This is a genomic window from Algibacter lectus (assembly GCF_004368925.1).
Lineage (GTDB): Bacteria > Bacteroidota > Bacteroidia > Flavobacteriales > Flavobacteriaceae > Algibacter > Algibacter lectus.
The window spans coordinates 1,643,724-1,661,808 of sequence record NZ_SORL01000007.1 but is presented as its reverse complement, the minus strand read 5'-3'; the positions used below and the strand labels follow the sequence as shown (position 1 = coordinate 1,661,808).

The 18,085-nt window shown below is 32.8% G+C and carries 20 protein-coding genes and 1 tRNA gene; 12 read left to right on the top strand and 9 right to left on the bottom strand.

The window, feature by feature from the left end:
• Nucleotides 1–23: 23 nt before the first annotated feature.
• From proS to DFQ06_RS07545, 4 genes are all read left to right on the top strand, one after another.
• Nucleotides 24–1,502, top strand: a complete 1,479-nt coding sequence (gene proS, locus DFQ06_RS07560; protein WP_042503090.1) for a proline--tRNA ligase — start codon at nucleotides 24–26, stop codon at nucleotides 1,500–1,502.
• Nucleotides 1,503–1,677: 175 nt separating this feature from the next.
• A tRNA-Glu gene (locus tag DFQ06_RS07555) sits at nucleotides 1,678–1,749 on the top strand.
• A gap of 28 nt (nucleotides 1,750–1,777) precedes the next feature.
• Complete coding sequence (rpsT, locus tag DFQ06_RS07550) at nucleotides 1,778–2,029, top strand: 30S ribosomal protein S20 (protein ID WP_042497482.1); 252 nt, start codon at nucleotides 1,778–1,780, stop codon at nucleotides 2,027–2,029.
• A 151-nt stretch (nucleotides 2,030–2,180) separates the two neighbouring features.
• Nucleotides 2,181–2,549 carry a hypothetical protein gene (locus DFQ06_RS07545; RefSeq protein WP_042497304.1) on the top strand — a complete coding sequence of 123 codons (369 nt, stop codon included), beginning with the start codon at nucleotides 2,181–2,183 and terminating at the stop codon, nucleotides 2,547–2,549.
• A gap of 185 nt (nucleotides 2,550–2,734) precedes the next feature.
• Here DFQ06_RS07545 and DFQ06_RS07540 read toward each other — a convergent pair whose 3' ends face one another.
• From DFQ06_RS07540 to rho, 4 genes are all read right to left on the bottom strand, one after another.
• The gene (locus DFQ06_RS07540; protein WP_133966953.1) at nucleotides 2,735–3,130 is read right to left on the bottom strand and encodes a hypothetical protein; all 396 of its coding nucleotides are present in this window, start codon (nucleotides 3,128–3,130) and stop codon (nucleotides 2,735–2,737) included.
• Nucleotides 3,117–3,704, bottom strand: coding sequence for an archaeosortase/exosortase family protein (locus DFQ06_RS07535; RefSeq protein WP_133966951.1), 588 nt, complete (start codon nucleotides 3,702–3,704; stop codon nucleotides 3,117–3,119). Before DFQ06_RS07535 ends, DFQ06_RS07540 begins: the two co-directional genes overlap by 14 nt.
• 310 nt (nucleotides 3,705–4,014) lie before the next feature.
• Nucleotides 4,015–4,413 carry a PID-CTERM protein-sorting domain-containing protein gene (locus DFQ06_RS07530; RefSeq protein ID WP_133966949.1) on the bottom strand — a complete coding sequence of 133 codons (399 nt, stop codon included), beginning with the start codon at nucleotides 4,411–4,413 and terminating at the stop codon, nucleotides 4,015–4,017.
• Between the two features lie 412 nt (nucleotides 4,414–4,825).
• Nucleotides 4,826–6,496, bottom strand: coding sequence for a transcription termination factor Rho (rho, locus tag DFQ06_RS07525; protein WP_074938131.1), 1,671 nt, complete (start codon nucleotides 6,494–6,496; stop codon nucleotides 4,826–4,828).
• A gap of 195 nt (nucleotides 6,497–6,691) precedes the next feature.
• Between rho and DFQ06_RS07520 the strand changes: the two genes are divergently transcribed.
• Nucleotides 6,692–7,102: a DUF4293 domain-containing protein gene (locus DFQ06_RS07520; RefSeq protein ID WP_133966947.1), complete on the top strand. Its 411-nt coding sequence runs from the start codon at nucleotides 6,692–6,694 to the stop codon at nucleotides 7,100–7,102.
• 98 nt (nucleotides 7,103–7,200) lie between these two features.
• On the opposite strand, the gene DFQ06_RS07515 is transcribed toward DFQ06_RS07520, so the two are convergent.
• Nucleotides 7,201–7,707 (bottom strand): metallophosphoesterase family protein, encoded by a 507-nt coding sequence (locus tag DFQ06_RS07515; protein ID WP_074938127.1) that lies wholly within the window; start codon nucleotides 7,705–7,707, stop codon nucleotides 7,201–7,203.
• A gap of 92 nt (nucleotides 7,708–7,799) precedes the next feature.
• Between DFQ06_RS07515 and truA the strand changes: the two genes are divergently transcribed.
• Nucleotides 7,800–8,543 carry a tRNA pseudouridine(38-40) synthase TruA gene (gene truA / locus DFQ06_RS07510; protein ID WP_133966945.1) on the top strand — a complete coding sequence of 248 codons (744 nt, stop codon included), beginning with the start codon at nucleotides 7,800–7,802 and terminating at the stop codon, nucleotides 8,541–8,543.
• Nucleotides 8,544–10,313: an ABC transporter ATP-binding protein gene (locus tag DFQ06_RS07505; RefSeq protein ID WP_133966943.1), complete on the top strand. Its 1,770-nt coding sequence runs from the start codon at nucleotides 8,544–8,546 to the stop codon at nucleotides 10,311–10,313.
• 28 nt (nucleotides 10,314–10,341) lie between these two features.
• Here the strand turns inward: DFQ06_RS07505 and DFQ06_RS07500 are convergent, their stop codons facing one another.
• The 4 genes from DFQ06_RS07500 to folP are packed head-to-tail and all read right to left on the bottom strand — an operon-like array spanning nucleotide 10,342 to nucleotide 13,432.
• Nucleotides 10,342–11,103 (bottom strand): DUF3667 domain-containing protein, encoded by a 762-nt coding sequence (locus DFQ06_RS07500; protein WP_052415947.1) that lies wholly within the window; start codon nucleotides 11,101–11,103, stop codon nucleotides 10,342–10,344.
• Nucleotides 11,104–11,889 (bottom strand): diadenylate cyclase, encoded by a 786-nt coding sequence (locus DFQ06_RS07495; RefSeq protein WP_042503074.1) that lies wholly within the window; start codon nucleotides 11,887–11,889, stop codon nucleotides 11,104–11,106. It abuts the gene before it with no gap.
• 36 nt (nucleotides 11,890–11,925) lie between these two features.
• Nucleotides 11,926–12,606, bottom strand: coding sequence for a hypothetical protein (locus DFQ06_RS07490; protein ID WP_133966941.1), 681 nt, complete (start codon nucleotides 12,604–12,606; stop codon nucleotides 11,926–11,928).
• A gap of 1 nt (nucleotide 12,607) precedes the next feature.
• On the bottom strand, nucleotides 12,608–13,432 hold the full coding sequence (folP, locus tag DFQ06_RS07485; RefSeq protein WP_133966939.1) for a dihydropteroate synthase: 825 nt from the start codon (nucleotides 13,430–13,432) through the stop codon (nucleotides 12,608–12,610).
• A 135-nt stretch (nucleotides 13,433–13,567) separates the two neighbouring features.
• Between folP and DFQ06_RS07480 the strand changes: the two genes are divergently transcribed.
• The 5 genes from DFQ06_RS07480 (at nucleotide 13,568) to tpiA (ending at nucleotide 17,978) form a co-directional block, all read left to right on the top strand.
• Nucleotides 13,568–14,110, top strand: a complete 543-nt coding sequence (locus tag DFQ06_RS07480; protein WP_133966937.1) for a DUF1599 domain-containing protein — start codon at nucleotides 13,568–13,570, stop codon at nucleotides 14,108–14,110.
• A 64-nt stretch (nucleotides 14,111–14,174) separates the two neighbouring features.
• Nucleotides 14,175–15,482 carry a BT_3928 family protein gene (locus tag DFQ06_RS07475; protein ID WP_042497317.1) on the top strand — a complete coding sequence of 436 codons (1,308 nt, stop codon included), beginning with the start codon at nucleotides 14,175–14,177 and terminating at the stop codon, nucleotides 15,480–15,482.
• Nucleotides 15,483–15,536: 54 nt separating this feature from the next.
• On the top strand, nucleotides 15,537–16,613 hold the full coding sequence (locus DFQ06_RS07470; protein ID WP_133966935.1) for an ABC transporter permease: 1,077 nt from the start codon (nucleotides 15,537–15,539) through the stop codon (nucleotides 16,611–16,613).
• A 44-nt stretch (nucleotides 16,614–16,657) separates the two neighbouring features.
• Nucleotides 16,658–17,146 carry a TlpA family protein disulfide reductase gene (locus tag DFQ06_RS07465; protein ID WP_042503065.1) on the top strand — a complete coding sequence of 163 codons (489 nt, stop codon included), beginning with the start codon at nucleotides 16,658–16,660 and terminating at the stop codon, nucleotides 17,144–17,146.
• An 82-nt stretch (nucleotides 17,147–17,228) separates the two neighbouring features.
• On the top strand, nucleotides 17,229–17,978 hold the full coding sequence (gene tpiA / locus DFQ06_RS07460; protein ID WP_042503062.1) for a triose-phosphate isomerase: 750 nt from the start codon (nucleotides 17,229–17,231) through the stop codon (nucleotides 17,976–17,978).
• Nucleotides 17,979–18,085 lie beyond the last annotated feature (107 nt).

Below are 18,085 nucleotides of genomic sequence, written 5' to 3'. Positions count from 1 at the left end.
AATTTTTGTGCCAAAACATCAATATGAGCAAAAAACTTACTAGTAGAGCAGAAGATTATTCTAAGTGGTATAACGAACTCGTTGTAAAAGCCGACCTAGCGGAGAACTCTGCTGTTAGAGGTTGCATGGTAATCAAGCCTTACGGCTATGCTATTTGGGAGAAAATGCAAGCGGAATTAGATAAAATGTTTAAAGAAACAGGACATCAAAACGCTTATTTCCCTCTTTTTGTACCGAAAAGTTTATTTGAAGCTGAAGAAAAGAATGCTGAAGGTTTTGCTAAAGAATGTGCTATTGTTACACATTATAGATTACAGAACGATCCTGATAGACCAGGTAAGTTACGTGTAGATCCGGAAGCTAAGTTAGAAGAAGAGCTTATTGTTAGGCCAACGTCTGAAGCTATTATATGGAATACATTTCGTGGTTGGGTACAATCTTACCGCGATTTACCTTTATTAATAAACCAATGGGCTAATGTAGTGCGCTGGGAAATGCGTACACGTTTGTTTTTACGTACCGCTGAGTTTTTATGGCAAGAAGGGCATACCGCTCATGAAACTAAAGCAGAAGCACTAACAGAAGCGGAAACAATGAATAATGTATATGCAACATTTGCTGAAAAGTTTATGGCTATACCAGTTATTCAAGGATTAAAAACAGAAAGTGAGCGTTTTGCAGGTGCCGATGAAACTTATTGTATTGAAGCCTTAATGCAAGACGGAAAAGCATTGCAAGCAGGAACCTCTCACTTTTTAGGGCAAAACTTTGCAAAAGCATTTGATGTTAAGTTTGCTAATAAAGAAGGGAAGCAAGATTATGTTTGGGCAACTTCATGGGGAGTTTCAACACGATTAATGGGCGCTTTAATAATGACGCATAGTGATGATCTTGGATTAGTTCTGCCTCCAAGTTTAGCCCCAAACCAAGTTGTAATTGTTCCTATATATAAAACGGAAGAAGATTTAAACGCTATTACGGAAGTCGCAAATACTATAATGGGCGATCTACGAAGTAAAAACATGACGGTTAAATTTGATAATAGAACCACGCATAGACCAGGAGCTAAATTTGCACAACACGAGTTGCAAGGTGTGCCATTACGTATAGCAATTGGAGCAAGAGACCTCGCAAACGGAACTGTTGAGATAGCAAGACGGGATACTTTAACAAAACAAGTTGTTGCTTTAAGCGATTTAACAGAAATTATTGAGGATTTATTAAAAGAAATGCAAGATGGTTTGTTTAAAAAAGCATTAGATTTTAGAGATTCTCACATTACGGAAGTGAATTCTTTTGAAGAATTTAAAAATATTTTAGAAAACAAAACAGGATTTATTTCTGCGCATTGGGATGGTACAATTGAGACGGAAGATAAGATAAAAGAGATAACAAAAGCCACTATTAGATGTATTCCTTTGGAATTCAAGGAAGAAGATGGAGTGTGTGTCTATTCAGGGAAACCATCGAAAGGAAGAGTGTTATTTGCAAAGGCATATTAATTAAAAAAAAATGCAAAAAAACTTTTAAAAAAACTTGCAGAACTTAAATTAAGATGTATCTTTGCACCCGCAATGGAAAACATTGTTAAGTTATTTGAAAAGAAAATATTTTATTTGAAAAAATAAATTTGCAAGTTAAAATAAAAGTTTTATATTTGCACACTCAAAAAATAATGGCCCGTTCGTCTATCGGCTAGGACGCCAGGTTTTCATCCTGGTAAGAGGGGTTCGATTCCCCTACGGGCTACAATTTTAAAAAATTAAGAAAAAACAAAATGGCAAATCATAAGTCAGCATTAAAAAGAATTAGAAGTAACGAAGCAAAGCGTTTAACTAACAAATATCAGCATAAAACAACTCGTAATGCTATCAAGAAATTACGTGAGTTAACTGATAAGAGCGAAGCTGAAACTTTATATCCTTCAGTTGTATCTATGTTAGATAGATTAGCTAAGAAGAACGTAATTCACGCAAACAAAGCTGCAAACCTTAAATCTGGTTTAGCGAAATTTGTTGCTGCACTTTAAGAGTGATTTAAAATTTATGATACTAAAAGCTTCTCAGAAATGAGAAGCTTTTTTTTTGGATTTTTTTAATGCGCTTTATAGTGCGAAAAGTAATTTAAAAATATAAATTTGCAAATAGAATAAGTTTATTAACCACATAATAATAGCACCGTTGGAAAATCAAAAAGCAAATAAATTAGTCGATAAAATTCTTAAGGATCTTGATGAGTCAGGTATTAATAAAGAAGCGCTAATCGACGATATTAAGGAATTAAGAACTTATGCTTTAGAAGAGCAAATACCTTTAGTGGTAAAAGTATTAAGGCTAACTTACGAGCATTTAGAAGAGAATAGTACATTCCTTATTCCTATACTTGATGATGAGCCTTTAGAAGATGAGGAAGAAGGCGCAGAAGCGGTAAATGATTTAGATACGCCGGTAGAGAGTTTAAAATACTTAATAGCGTTAACTAAAAATCTTAACAATAAAGGTAATATAGCCGATTTAAGAGAGTACAAAGAGCTTTTTGCACGCTATTAAATTTTACGCTGTAGAAGAACTTAGGTAATAGGTTGTAGAACATAAAAAAAGCCCTTGACATTTTTTAATGTCAAGGGCTTTTTTTATGTTATTAATTATACCGTCTATAAAACAAAATAGTATTTATTGAGTATAGTTAGGGTAGTTGTGTTAGTTTAGAATAAAATAATACAAAGATCTTTTATTTATTTGTTGAAGGTTCTGTTAAGTAAACCCATTGCAAAATATAAAACAGGAGAAATAAGCATTTCTTGAATGCCTCCAGCGAAGTGTCTTGCGTTTAGTGATATTTCATGAATAAACCAATCGAAAAGCCCCATGACTCCAATTATAAATAAACCAGAGATATGAATAAAATGCCAAAGCGACGACATCCAGGTGTCTTTTAGTTTTCCTAAATGAAAAGTACCTACAAAATAAACAGCTAGAGTTGTAGCGAAGGTGATAATGTGCCTAATTTTCGATGGAATAGAGGCTGTGTTCTTGTTTTCTGCAAAATAGATGTAATACCAAGAGTAAACAATAATAATTAATATAAGCCCAACAATGAAGCGAACTTTATCTGATTTATACAGTTTCATTTTTTAAATGAATTTTACGGGCAAAGTAACCCCAAATTATTAATGTCGCTGTGTATACTACAGCTTTAAAAAGGTAATGGTGAGCAAAATCAAAGTATATTTCGAAATATTCGACTAAATATATGAGTCCTACGCATCTTAAAATATTAATAGTATTTAATAATAGAATGCCAAAGATTATATATTTAGTTTTTCTCCAAAAGGAGGAAGGCATGCAAATAATAAAACCAATGTAGAGAATGAAAACTTCTAAGCCATTACAAGCGTTAGCAATATTTAAGGATATGATGTCATTATGATATATAGCCGATATCTCATGTATAGATTTTCCTCCTTCGAAAATAAAGCTGGTGTTTTCTCTTCGGGTAGTGAATCCGCTCATGTCTCCTATATTATTTAGAAGAGTTGCAGAAGCCTCGGCAACATGAGTTGTTAAAGGATGATCCAAGTATTCCGAGTCATATAAAAAAACAGAATAGAGAACTTTCCATATTAAGAAAATTAATAATGCTTTTCCTAAAAAAAGTCTTATTGGTATAGGAATATCTCTCCCTAAAGATTTAAAATTCGTCATTTTTTTAAGCAAGTTAAAATTTTAAAAACGGAGTATTGATAGTATTATTAATCTAAGCAAAACCGAATTAGAGTTGTTTTATTTGCAATTAATCAAAAGTAAGCACTACTAAAGTATATATTTACGAATATTTAATTTTTTGGTAAAATATAATAAATTTACTGCTATATGTATTAATAAAAGTTATCTGCTACAGTTTTTTTGTTAAAAAAAAACTAAGCTTTAAGTTGATACATTCTTAAAAAAAAAATTAAAAGGCCTTTCCGAAGAAAAGCCTTTTGTAATAAAATTATATCTTAAATAAATTAGATTAAGATTTTTTATCTCCACGTAATTTTTTTACTCCAAAAGCCGCTGCTCCTAGCATTAAAAAACCAAGTCCTCCGTCTAAAGGTACAGAAGGGGTAGAACCACCTCCATTACACTTTCCTCTATGTGGTCTGTGACATTTTTTGCATTTTTTAGAAGTGTGTTTAACTTTACAGTTTTTTGCTCCACATACTTTGCATTTGGTCCAACTGATAATAATGTTCCACCAATTTCCAGTTAATGAAATAGAAGTTAAGTGAGTTGAGGTCAGCGCAACACTTGTAGGGGCTTCTAAAGAACTAACAGCTGCGGTTGCATTCATGTTAGTTGAGAAAGTTAAAGTAAATACAATTGCAAGCGTACCAATCATATTTACAAATTTTTGTTTTTTGTTCTTCATTCGTTTTAGATTTAAATTAATTAATTAATAATAGCTGAATCAAAAATAATAACTATTTGAATAATAAGTGATTGATAATCATGTTTTTCGATAAAACATGAAATAAAGTCTACTAAATACCGCTTTACATTTGATTTAGACTGAAAATTGTTAGCTTTTGTTCTGTTTTAGTGTTAATTAGAAAGAAGAACAGAACCTAAAAGTTAATGCTTTAAGTGTTTGTTGTTTTATAATAATTAAACATAATTAAGGCCTAAACTTGCGTTAGCGATTGTAGTGGTTAGCTTTTGGCGAGGCGAGCATCGAGCCAAAACTAGTAACGCAAAGCGTGACCCTTGTGGTAACGCCAAAATTATGGTAAAAAAAAAAGCCTTAACTTTTACATTAAGGCTTTGTGTATATTTTGAAGGCTTTATCCGTTCATTGAGATTAAAAACTCTTCGTTATTTCGGGTTTGTTTAAAACGCTCGTTTATAAATTCCATGGCTTCTACCGGATTCATATCTGCAAGGTATTTACGCATTACCCACATACGTTGTATGGTGTTAGCATCGAGTAAAATATCGTCGCGACGTGTGCTTGAAGAGGTAAGATCGATAGCGGGGAAAATTCTACGGTTAGATATTTTTCTATCTAATTGTAATTCCATATTACCGGTTCCTTTAAATTCTTCAAAAATTACTTCGTCCATTTTAGAACCTGTTTCTGTAAGTGCTGTAGCAATAATGGTAAGCGAACCTCCATTTTCTATGTTACGAGCCGCACCAAAGAAACGTTTTGGTTTGTGTAAAGCATTGGCATCTACACCACCACTTAATATTTTTCCAGAGGCAGGTTGTACACTATTATAAGCACGTGCTAAACGTGTAATAGAATCTAAAAGTATCACAACATCGTGACCACATTCTACTAAGCGTTTTGCTTTTTCTAAAACAATATTTGCAATTTTTACGTGTTCATGGGCTTCTTTATCAAAGGTAGAAGCAATAACTTCTCCACGTACGTTACGTTGCATATCGGTAACCTCTTCAGGTCGTTCATCAATAAGTAAAATCATTTGATAAACTTCAGGATGATTTGCTGCAATAGCATTTGCAACATCCTTAAGTAACATGGTTTTACCTGTTTTTGGTTGCGATACAATCATACCACGTTGTCCTTTACCAATAGGTGCAAACAAATCCATTATTCTAGTAGAAATTGTACTCTGGCGTCCTGCTAAGTTGAATTTTTCTTGAGGAAATAACGGTGTTAAGTGTTCGAAAGCTACACGATCTCTAACCACATTTGGGTTCTGGCCGTTAATTTTACTAACTTTTATTAAAGGGAAGTATTTTTCGCCTTCTTTTGGTGGGCGTACTTGTCCTAAAACAGTATCACCAACTTTTAAACCAAATAATCTAATTTGCGATTGTGATACATATATATCATCTGGAGATGATAAGTAATTGTAATCTGATGAGCGTAAAAATCCATACCCATCTTGCATAATATCTAAAACTCCTTCACTTTCAATAATAGCGTCGAATTCAAAATCTGGTTCACGGTAGCGGTTACGGCTATCTTTATTACCATTGTTTCCAGCATGCACGTTACCGTTTTTCTGGTTTTTGTTTTGATCGCGTTTTTGTTGCGGCTTTGGTCTTGGATTCGGTTGATTATCGTTTTTGCGTTCCTTTTGAGGGCGCGGTCTTGGTTTAGGTTTGTTTTCTACTTTAGCCTCAACTTTTTCAGTTTGTTGGGCTGGTTTATTTTCTACCTTAGCTTTTTCTTGTTTAGGTTCGGCTACTGGTTTTGTTTCTGTTACTTGTTCGGCAGGCGTATTTGTTGCGTTTGGAGTAGGCTTTTGTACACGTTGCCTAGGTTTTCTAGGTTTTGGTTTAGCTGCAGGTGCTTTTTCTGCTACTGGTTTGGCAGGAGTAACTACTGCATCTACCGCTTTTGGGTCTGCGGCTTGAGTATCTAATATTTGATAAACTAAATCTAGTTTTTTTAAAGAACGGTACTTAGGAACGTTCAGTTTTTTAGCAATCTCCTGTAGGTCAGTGAGTTTCTTTTCTTTTAATTGTGAAATTTCAAACATTGATATATTTTGAATATTATATATTGAATATAAAATTGAGTTTTTTGAAAAAAATGAATTTTTATTCTGAAGAATTAACCGCCTGTTATTGCGGTTGTTGAGAATTAATACTGCAATTATACAACTTTATTTTAATTTTTTATGCTATTTTTTTAAAGAAACCGTTATTTTTGCTGCCTAGTTAGTTAAAATAATATGTTACAACGCATTCAAACAGTTTATTTATTAGTGACAGCAGGAATCTCTGCTGGGTTAATTTTTGTGTTCAATTTATGGACTACAAATACTAATGAAATAGTGTTTGCTAAAGATGATATGTTGTACTTTGGTCTCTTTTTAGGATCGGCCGTATTATCTTTAATTTCTATATTTATGTTCAAAAATAGGCAACTTCAATTTGTTTTGGGGAGGCTTAACATCATATTAAACTTTATTTTATTAGGATTTTTTGTGTATCAATCTCTAAATTTATCTGGAGAGACGGCGGTTTCTGAGAAAGGTATTGGGATGCTTCTTCCACTTGTTTCTATCGTGTTGTTAGCTTTAGCTAATAAGGCCATCAAGAAGGATGAAGACCTCGTAAAATCTGTAGATCGATTACGATAGACCTAACATCTTAGTAGTATTAGTGCGTTAAAACTCCGAAGTAAAAACTTCGGAGTTTTTTATTTTTATTCTGTTTTTAGTTGAAGGCATAAAACTAATTAGTTTTTTGGATGCCTATCAGGAAACTCTACAACTTCAAGGTTATCAATTTTTTTACCGTCAATTGTAAAGCGAAGCATGGTTCTTACTTTATGAAAGCCGTGTTTTCCAACAGCACCAGGATTCATATGTAGGACATTTAGTTTTTTATCGGGCATGACTTTTAAAATATGAGAATGCCCAGAAATAAAAATTTTTGGAGGATTTTTTCTAATTTCTTCAATCACTCTTAAATTATATTTAGGTGGGTAACCTCCAATATGTGTAATCCAAACATCTACATCTTCACACATAAAACGATTGTGTTCCGGAAATTCACCACGCGTTTTAGCATCATCAATATTGCCGTAAACTCCTCTTAATGGTTTAAGTTCTTTTATAGCATCTGTTACTTTTAAATCGCCAATATCTCCGGCATGCCAAACTTCATCTGCTTGTTTTACATATTTTAAAACATCATCATCTATATAACTATGGGTGTCCGAAAGGAGTAATATTTTTTTCATTAAAATCTTTTAATATATAATTAAGATTTGAGTATTCACAAGAACCTTAAAACTGACTATATTTGTTCTTTCAACAAAAGTATTAAAACAAATTGCGATATTTTATAGAACTTTCATATAACGGTGCAGCATATCATGGTTGGCAAATACAACCCAATGCCATTTCGGTACAAGAAGTTTTAGAAAAAGCTTTATCGATTTTATTAAATATGCCAATTTCTATAATGGGTGCAGGCCGTACTGATACTGGTGTGCATGCCAAGCAAATGTTTGCTCATTTTGATTTTGAAGGCGAAATAGATCGTGTGGATTTAATGTTTAAGCTTAATTCGTTTTTACCTAAAGATGTTGCTATTCACGATATATTTAAAGTAAAGGAAGATGTGCATACACGTTTTCATGCCGTGAGTAGAACATATTTGTATCGTGTTTCTTTACAGAAAAATGTTTTTAATGTCGATGCTGCTTACTATGTAAAGCAAAAATTAGATATTGAAAAAATGAAGGAGGCTACTAAAATATTGTTGGAATACAACGATTTTGAGTGTTTTTCTAAGAGTAAAACAAATGTAAACACCTTTTTGTGTAATATAATGAAGGCCGAATGGCAAGTGGTAGAAGACGAATTGCATTTTATTATTAAAGGCGATCGTTTTTTACGTAATATGGTGCGCGCCATTGTTGGTACTTTAATAAATATTGGTTTAGGTAAAAATCCGGTAGCACATTTACACAATATTATTGAATCTAAAAATAGGAGTGAAGCTGGGTTTTCTGTTCCGGCTCATGGTCTGTATTTAATAGAAGTAGAATATCCAGAAGATATAAAAATATAAATGAGTAAACCCAAAGAGAAAATATTTGACGTTAACCTTTTTAAAAGGTTATTCACTTACATAAAACCTTATAATTTGGTTTTTATAGGCTTATTAATTATGGTGGTTCTATCTGCTGCTTTCAGTGCAGCAACGCCTTATTTAACGAAATATGCCATAGATAATAGTATAGCCGTAAAATTGAAAGAAGATTTTCTATTTTACATTATTATTATGTTGGTGGTTTTAATTCTACAAACGGTTATACAGCTTTGTTTTATTTATTACGCGGCATGGTTAGGACAGAATTTAGTGAAAGATGTAAGAACTAAATTGTTCAATCATTTACTACGTTTTAAAATGAAGTATTACGATAATTCATCGGTTGGAGTGCTTATTACAAGATCGGTTACCGATATGGAACGTATTGCCGATATTTTTGGTCAAGGTTTGTTCATGATTGTAAAAGATTTACTGACCATGATTGTTGTTTTCGCTGTTATGGTTTATATCAATGTGAAGCTTAGTATTATTGTATTTATCATGCTTCCTTTATTATTATACGCTACAAGAATATTTCAGAAAGTAATGAAAAAGGCTTTTGAAGAAGTAAGAACGGAAGTATCAAACCTGAATTCTTTTGTGCAAGAACGATTAACAGGAATGAAAATTCTACAACTTTTTACAAGAGAAGATACCGAGTTTAAAAAGTTTAAAGCCATAAATGAGCGTCATAAAAAAGGATGGTTAAAAACCGTTTGGTACAACTCTATTTTCTTTCCATTGGCAGATTTATCGGGTTCTATAGCTATGGGTTTAGTGGCTTGGTATGGTGGTTTACATGTGGTTTTGGAAGGAAGCGATGTGTCTCAAGGGGATTTAATTGCCTTTATAATGTTTATTCCTATGCTATTTAGGCCTCTACGACAAATTGCAGATAAATTTAATACGCTACAAATGGGAATGGTTGCAGCAAACCGCGTATTTAAAGTTCTAGATACTACTTCGCAAATTGATGATCACGGAACGCATATTGCAGAAACTTTTAGAGGAGACATTGATTTTAAAAATGTGTTTTTTAATTATGTTGAAGATGAAGCTGTACTAAAAGGAATTTCTTTTAAAGTGAAATCTGGAGATACCGTTGCAATAGTTGGGGCTACAGGAGCAGGGAAATCGACTATAATTAATTTACTTAACCGTTTTTATGAAATTAAAGACGGAGTTATTTCAGTAGACGGAATTAATATAAAAGATGTCACCTTAGAATCTCTTAGAACTCAAATAGCTGTAGTTTTACAAGATGTATTTTTGTTTGCCGATACTATTTTAAACAATATCACTTTAAATCATCCAGAAATTACAGAAGAGCAAGTTTACCAAGCGGCAAAAGATATCGGGATTCACGATTTTATTATGTCGTTACCAAACGGATATCATTATAATGTAAAAGAACGTGGGGTGATGCTATCTTCTGGTCAGCGTCAGCTTATTTCCTTTTTACGGGCTTATGTTACTAACCCTAGTATTTTGGTTTTAGATGAAGCGACTTCGTCTGTAGATTCTTATTCAGAACAACTTATTCAAAATGCCACCGATAAAATTACAAAAGGCAGAACCTCCATAGTTATTGCGCATCGATTAGCAACTATTAAAAAGGCTGATAAAATTATTGTTATGGATTCTGGTAAAATTGTTGAGCAAGGCACGCATAATGAACTTCTTAAAAGAGAAAATGGTTATTATAGAAATTTATATGAAGTTCAGTTTTTAAAGGAAGATGTTGCCTAACCTTTATTAGTTGATATTGTTTAGCTCACTAATTTTTTAGATAAAAAGCTGCGTAAAGTATGCCGAAAATTAATGCTATAATCATCGGAAAAAGGAAGCTCATTACGACGTATAAAATAGTTCTCAATATAGTTGATTTCCACGAAAACTCATATAGCTTTTTGTAAACATGAGCCATATAAAACAAGGCTGGAATAGAAATTAATTGCGATGCGTTGTAGAAGTTTAATCCAAAAGGTAAAGTTATTAAAATCATGAAAAATGATATAATAAACCAGTGTGCCGAAGTATAAGTTATAATCACGAAATGTTCCGCAACATTATACTTTTTCGACTTTTTAAATACAAATCTTGAGATTACGGAATATACAGGAATAGATACCAAAGTAATAACACTTTGATATTCTGTAATGAAATCCATAACACTATTAATATCGAAACCTTCTGGTTGTTCAAGTCCTGAGCCATATTGTAATAATTCTGGGAAGAATTTCTTCAGAATAAAAAACTGAAGTCCCATAAGAGTTATCGATAACCCTAAATAAGAAATGACATTTACATATGTTTTTCTAAAGCCCTTGATATAACTATCAATAACCAAATCAGGCTGTGTAAATAAATCTATAAAAGTTTTTAAGAGCTTATTATCAATACTTAAAAACTGATTGATAAAATGAGCAAAAAAAGATTTCACCGTCAGGCGTTTGTAAGCTGTTTTTTCGCCACATAAATTACAGAAATTACTTTTTTCAAGCAGTAAATTTCCGCAATTTTTACAGGCTAATTTCATTTAAGCTAAATCTGTTTTTATAATTTCGGTAAGTGCATTAGTATCATCAAAAACAACAAACTCCCCATCTTTAAAATACGAAATATGTCCTGTTTCCTCACTTACAACGAGTGCTAAGGCATCCGTTTTTTCGGTAACACCAATAGCCGCTCTGTGACGAAGTCCAAAACGTTTGGGTATGCTTCTATCATTATTAACAGGAAGAATTACACGAGTGGCCTTAACGATATTGTCGTTTATAATAATCGCTCCATCATGCAACGGACTATTTTTAAAGAAGATACTTTCTATAATTGGTTGAGTCACTTTTATATTCATTTCATCACCCGAAGCTGCAATAAAATCTAAGTTGTTATTACGTTCAAAAACAATAAGAGCACCAGTTTTAGACATGGCCATTTTGTTACAAGCCGAAACAATAACGTCTACATCCGTAGCATCGCTAGTTTCTGTTTTTAAGAATTTAAACTGTTGTAAAAATTTGCGTCGTCCGTTAAAGTTCGTTGAACCCACCATTAATAAAAACTTTCTTATTTCTGGCTGAAAGACTACAATTAGGGCAATAATCCCCACTTTCATAAAGCCTCCAAAAATACCGGTAAGCAATTCCATTTCTAGAAATTCGGTAAGCTTCCAAACAAAATAAATAATAATAATACCAATAAAAATATTGATGGCAACTGTGCCTTTTGTTAGTTTATAAACATAATAAAGGAGCACTGCTACCAGAATTACATCAATAATATCAACAATTTTAAAGTTTAAGAGGTCATTAAAAATTTCCAATGGTAAAAGTGTTTTTGTAAATTTAGTAAATAAAGGTTAATTAAAAATGAATTCGTTGTTTGAGATTTTACTTTCTTTTAAATCGGCTTTTTCAATTAAAGATTTATAGGTGATATAATCTTGAAATTTTAAATCTTCATTAAAATTTAAATAAATATTTCGGGCTGTACTATCTTGTTTTTTTAGATAAACCAATAGGTTATTTATGTTTGTTTTTGTAGAAGTTAAGCTGCTGTCAATTTCTGTTATAGCAATGGTGTTAGTCGTGTCGAACGCTATTGAAATCGTGTTTTTACCTTCATTTAAATCTGTAAGTTTTGCTAAGTATTCCAAACTAGTTTTTTGATGATAAACCGTTTCAGTAAACTCAATAAAACCTAAAGTTTTTAAGCTCATATCGTTACAAGTAAAGTAGTTTTTAGCGTCTTCTTTTTTATGTCCAGCATTTTTCTTTTTATTCTGAAGAAATGTAATCTGCGGAATAGCCAACTTTAAACTTAAACGTTTATCCACGTTAACGAGCCAATTGGTTGTGCTAATTAAATTTTTACGGTTTAATTCGATGCTGTCTTTTTCTGAATTGTAAAAAAGATATGCGGCCGAGATATCATCTATTTTTGATATGCTAGAATAATTAATTTCTGGTAATTCTAGTATTTTTTCGTTGTTACAAGATAATAATCCGATGGTAATAAAAAGGAGAAGTAAATGTTTCATTTTAAGCATTGAGAGATTCAATAAGTTTAATAGTTTCCATAGCTTCTTTTACATCGTGCACGCGTAAAATAGATGCGTTTTTCTGTAAAGCAATCGTGTTTAGAACCGATGTGCCGTTAAGAGCTTCTTTAGCTGTGTTGTTAAGGGTTTTGTAAATCATCGATTTTCTCGATACACCAACAAGCAAAGGTTTTTCGAGTATGTTCAATAATTCTAAAGTGTTTAAAAGTTGAAAGTTTTGTTCTAAAGTTTTTGCAAAACCAAAACCAGGATCTATAATTAGGTCTATAATACCAAGTTCTTTTGCGGCCATTAAACGTTCAGAAAAATAAAATATAATATCTTTTACCAAATTGTTGTAATTGGTTTGTTGTTGCATGGTTTGCGGAGTGCCACGCATATGCATCATTATATATGGCACGTGTAAATCGGCAACCGTTTTCAGCATATTGTCATCGAGCTTTCCTGCCGAAATATCGTTTATTAGGGCAGCGCCAGCTTCAATAGATTGTTTGGCGACTTCACTTCTAAACGTATCAATAGAAATTAAAGTTTCTGGAAATGATTTTAAAACAAGTTCTACAATAGGTAAAATGCGTTTTAACTCTTCGGCTTCGCTTACATGGTCGGCATTTGGGCGTGAACTATACGCTCCAATATCAATAAAAGTAGCGCCTTCTGTTAGCATTTTTTCGGTGTGGTTCAGAATAGATTTTTCATCTTTATGCTGTCCGCCATCATAAAATGAGTCCGGTGTTAAATTTAAAATCCCCATTACTTTTGGCGACGATAAATTAATAAGTGTTCCTTTGCAATTAATGGTCATAACCTCTTAAAATGTCAATATTTTCAATATTAAATATCAAACCTAAAACTTTAAAATTGTAACGTCAAACTTCCTCTTAAAAACTTTTGAACTTTAAACAATTTAAGCGAAATTTACACAAAATATAATTGATACATGCCAGATACTTCAAAACAATACGATACGGTTGTAAATACTTGTAAAAGTTTATTTATTAAAAAAATGAGCGACTATGGAAGTGCTTGGCGAATTTTACGTTTACCATCGCTAACCGATCAGATTTTTATAAAAGCCCAACGTATTCGAGGTTTACAGCAAAACGATGTTAGAAAGGTAGATGAAGGTGAAGTAAGCGAATTTATAGGTATTATAAATTACTCTGTTATGGCGCTTATTCAGTTGGAATTAGGTGTTGTAGAACAGCCCGATTTATCGACAGAAGAGGCTACCGAATTGTATGAAAAGCACATTTTGGTTACCAAAACCTTAATGGAAAACAAAAATCACGATTACGGAGAAGCATGGCGAGATATGCGCGTGAGTAGTTTAACCGATTTAATTTTGCAAAAATTACTTCGTGTAAAACAGATAGAAGATAATAAAGGTAAAACGTTAGTAAGCGAAGGCATTGATGCTAATTATCAAGACATGATTAATTATGCCATTTTCGCAATGATTCATTTAGGTGAAGACCATTAATTTAATAGTAAGCACATTTTAAAACTTAAGCTTAGGGTTTAAGTTTCATATAAAAACATATCACATGAAATTTTTAGTAGGTATAAGCCGAGTATTTGTAGGAGTTCTATTTATTATTTCCGGATTCATTAAGCTTAACGATCCGTTAGGTTTTTCATATAAATTAGCCGAATATTTTGGACAAGATGTTTTAAACTTACCATTTTTAGAGCCTTATTCTTTAATGATTTCGGTGCTAGTTGTTGTGTTCGAAGTTGTTTTAGGTGTATTTCTACTCATTGGTTATAAACCTAAATTTACTGTATGGAGTTTATTGTTAATGATTGTTTTCTTCACATTTTTAACTTTCTATTCAGCATATTTCGATAAAGTAAAAGATTGTGGTTGCTTTGGTGACGCCTTGAAACTAACACCATGGGAAAGCTTTACAAAAGATGTTGTGTTGCTGTTTTTTATTCTCATTTTGTTTGCGGGAGTAAAGCACATAAAACCACTTTTCGGAAAGCTAGGCACAACCGTTTTAGCCCTGCTAAGTTTTATTGCAAGTTTATGGTTTGGTTACCATGTATTAATGCATTTACCAGCTATAGATTTTAGAGCATACCACATTGGGGCTAATATACAAGAGGGTATGACTGTGCCTGAAGATGCGGCAAAACCGGTAACAGAATATGCTTGGAAATTTAAAGTAAATGGCGAAGAAAAAATTATAACTACCAATGGTTCTTACCCATCTGTTGAGGGTGAATTTATAAGTGTAGATACTAAAGAAATTTCTGCAGGTTACGAGCCGCCAATCTATGATTTTTCAATAGAAACAGCAGATGAAAATTTAACGGATTATTTTTTAAATAGAGATAATCTAATTGTTGTTATTTCTTATAATTTAGAAAGTATGGAACAAGGCGGAGCTTTAAAATTAAAAGGATTGCAAGATGAAGCTAGAAGAAACGGTTACGAAATTATTGGTTTGTCGGCCTCTGGAGAAGCAGCAAAACAACGTATATCAGAAGCTTATGATATTGATTTTAAGTTTTATTTATGTGATGAGAAAGCTCTAAAAACCATTGTGCGTTCTAACCCTGGAGTTATAGAGTTGGATAAAGGAACTATTAAACAAAAAGTACATTGGAATGATCTAGACGACCTTAAATTACCAAAAGTAGAAAGAGCTCCTGAGTCTGTTAAAGTTGAAAATATTTTATATCAAATTGATGGTGTAACAGCAACGAAAGCAGAGGTTGAAGCGCTTGATACAGACACGATAGAGTCGGTAAATGTTTTAAAAGATCAAAATGAAGAGCTAGACTCTATTAACACTGCAAATACTAATAATTATACAGGGATAGTAAAAGTGATGCTAAAAAAATAAGGCATCATGCTTTATTGAAATTTTATCTAGACCAATAATTAATACCCAGCAATTATTTTGAATTACTTAATAAATAAAATAGCATACGCCATCCTAACATTATTTGGGGTTATAACTGTTATTTTCTTTTTATTTAATGTGCTTCCCGGAGATCCTGCGCAAATGATGTTGGGCCAAAATGAAGATAGCGAACAACTCGCTATTGTAAAGCAAAAATATGGTTTTGATAAGCCTTTAGGAACGCAGTATTTATATTATTTAAACGATTTGTCGCCATTGTCATTCCATTCTAAAGAAAAAGATGATTATACTTTTTTGCGCGAAGGAAAATATACAGCGAGTAAATTATTTACTATAGGGAATACAACCACGGTTTTAAAATTTCCTTATTTGAGAGAATCCTTTACAAAACAAGGGAAAAAAGTAAGCCAAGTATTAGGCGAAACCTTACCCAATACTTTTGTGTTGGCTGTTTCGGCCATTGTAATAGCCATGATATTAGGTGTTATTTTGGGTATTGTATCTGCTTTGTATAAAGACCAATGGATCGATAAAACAATTCAAATATTTAGCACGCTAGGCATGAGCGTACCTTCTTTTTTTAGTGCTATACTATTTGCTTGGTTTTTTGGTTTTGTGCTGCATGAATATACCAATTTAGAGATGACGGGGAGTTTGTACGAACTAGACGATTTTGGAGAGGCTATGCACATAAAATGGAAAAATTTAATACTTCCGGCAGTTGTTTTAGGTATTCGTCCGTTGGCGGTGGTTATTCAGCTTATGCGAAATTCTTTGCTAGAGGTTTTTAATCAAGATTACATTAGAACAGCAAGAGCTAAAGGACTTAGTGAATTTCAAATTATAAAAAAACATGCTGTAAAAAACGCCTTAAATCCGGTAGTTACGGCAATATCAGGTTGGTTTGCATCTATGCTTGCAGGAGCCGTTTTTGTAGAATACATTTTTGGGTGGAACGGCCTTGGTAAAGAAATTGTAAATGCCTTAAATACTCTAGATTTACCGGTAATTATGGGCGCTGTATTGGTAATTGCTGTGTTATTTGTAATTATCAACATTTTTGTCGACTTAATCTACGTTTGGTTAGATCCAAAAGTTAAATTAAAATAAATATTTATTTCCGCGAAAGCGTAAACATTTCAAACACTTTTTATATGAACAAGATTAAATATATTTTCGTTTTATTAATCACTTTTTTAAGCTGTAAAGACGAGCCAAAACAATTTTCTGCCGCAGCTTTAAACGATACCTTTATTGCTCAAAATGGCGACGAGGTAACCTTCCAAAGCATATTAGATAAACACCAAGGCAAAACAATAGTTATTGATGTTTGGGCATCTTGGTGTAGCGATTGTATTAAAGGTATGCCTAAAGTTAAGACGCTACAAGCCAACAATCCAGAAGTAGCCTATGTGTTTTTATCTTTAGATAGAGAGCAAGGGGCTTGGCATCGAGGTATTGCAAAATATCAAGTAAATGGCGACCATTATTTTATGCCAAATGCTAAAGATTGTGATTTTGCAGATTTTTTAAATATAAGCTGGATTCCTAGATATTTGGTAATAAATAAAGCTGGCGAAATCGTTGTATTTAATGTTATTGAAGCTGATGACGATAAGTTAATAAAAGCTATAAAAAATTAACTATTTTAGCAGTAGAAAACAACAATTACTAACTTTTTTAAAAAAATATCCTTGTCAATTTAGGGAAGGTTAAAAGGCAACTATGAGAAAAAACATTGTAGCAGGAAACTGGAAAATGAATAACGATTTAGCGCAAACCGAAGCGTTAATTACTGCGTTAAAAAATCAAACAACAAGCTCTAATGCAGAAGTAATGGTAGCACCAACCTTTACCAATTTATTTCAGGCATACCAAGCATTAAAAACTTCTAATATCGAAGTTATAGCACAAAACATGCACTTTGCAGAAAATGGAGCCTATACAGGTGAAATTAGTGCGAGTATGTTAAAAAGCATCGGCGTTAATACTGTAATTTTAGGTCACAGTGAGCGTCGTGAATATTTCAATGAAACCGATGAGTTACTTGCTAAAAAAACCGATGCAGCTCTAGCAAAAGGTATTCGTGTAATTTTCTGTTTTGGTGAAGAATTAGCTGATAGAAAATCTGGAAACGAAGAGACTATAGTTGGGAATCAAATTAAAAATGCATTGTTTCATTTAGAAGCAGCGGCATTTCAAAACATTGTGTTAGCCTACGAGCCTGTTTGGGCCATTGGTACAGGAGAAACTGCAAGCCCAGAGCAAGCTCAAGATATGCATGCATTTATTAGAAAAACACTTGCCGATAAATACGGAAACGATGTTGCCGATGAGGTTTCAATCCTTTACGGAGGTAGTGTTAAGCCAGCAAATGCTGAAGAAATTTTTTCTAAACCAGACGTAGATGGTGGTTTAATTGGAGGAGCAGCTCTAAATGCTGAAGATTTTTTCGCGATTGTAAATGCTTTTTAAAACATACAATTAGTTAAAAATAATTAGGGCGTTACCCGAAAAGGGTCGGGCTTTCGGCAGTCGCTTTTTTGTGTTGCATAGGTGCAACCACACAAAAAGAGCTCCAA

Bases quoted from the DNA above. Each gene is read 5' to 3' on its own strand.
- proS (WP_042503090.1), top strand. From the start codon at position 24: ATGAGCAAAAAACTTACTAGTAGAGCAGAAGATTATTCTAAGTGGTAT.
- rpsT (WP_042497482.1), top strand. From the start codon at position 1,778: ATGGCAAATCATAAGTCAGCATTAAAAAGAATTAGAAGTAACGAAGCA.
- DFQ06_RS07540 (WP_133966953.1), bottom strand. From the start codon at position 3,130: ATGAAACTGTATAAATCAGATAAAGTTCGCTTCATTGTTGGGCTTATA.
- DFQ06_RS07535 (WP_133966951.1), bottom strand. From the start codon at position 3,704: ATGACGAATTTTAAATCTTTAGGGAGAGATATTCCTATACCAATAAGA.
- DFQ06_RS07530 (WP_133966949.1), bottom strand. From the start codon at position 4,413: ATGAAGAACAAAAAACAAAAATTTGTAAATATGATTGGTACGCTTGCA.
- rho (WP_074938131.1), bottom strand. From the start codon at position 6,496: ATGTTTGAAATTTCACAATTAAAAGAAAAGAAACTCACTGACCTACAG.
- DFQ06_RS07520 (WP_133966947.1), top strand. From the start codon at position 6,692: ATGTTACAACGCATTCAAACAGTTTATTTATTAGTGACAGCAGGAATC.
- DFQ06_RS07515 (WP_074938127.1), bottom strand. From the start codon at position 7,707: ATGAAAAAAATATTACTCCTTTCGGACACCCATAGTTATATAGATGAT.
- DFQ06_RS07505 (WP_133966943.1), top strand. From the start codon at position 8,544: ATGAGTAAACCCAAAGAGAAAATATTTGACGTTAACCTTTTTAAAAGG.
- DFQ06_RS07500 (WP_052415947.1), bottom strand. From the start codon at position 11,103: ATGAAATTAGCCTGTAAAAATTGCGGAAATTTACTGCTTGAAAAAAGT.
- DFQ06_RS07490 (WP_133966941.1), bottom strand. From the start codon at position 12,606: ATGAAACATTTACTTCTCCTTTTTATTACCATCGGATTATTATCTTGT.
- folP (WP_133966939.1), bottom strand. From the start codon at position 13,432: ATGACCATTAATTGCAAAGGAACACTTATTAATTTATCGTCGCCAAAA.
- DFQ06_RS07480 (WP_133966937.1), top strand. From the start codon at position 13,568: ATGCCAGATACTTCAAAACAATACGATACGGTTGTAAATACTTGTAAA.
- DFQ06_RS07475 (WP_042497317.1), top strand. From the start codon at position 14,175: ATGAAATTTTTAGTAGGTATAAGCCGAGTATTTGTAGGAGTTCTATTT.
- DFQ06_RS07465 (WP_042503065.1), top strand. From the start codon at position 16,658: ATGAACAAGATTAAATATATTTTCGTTTTATTAATCACTTTTTTAAGC.
- tpiA (WP_042503062.1), top strand. From the start codon at position 17,229: ATGAGAAAAAACATTGTAGCAGGAAACTGGAAAATGAATAACGATTTA.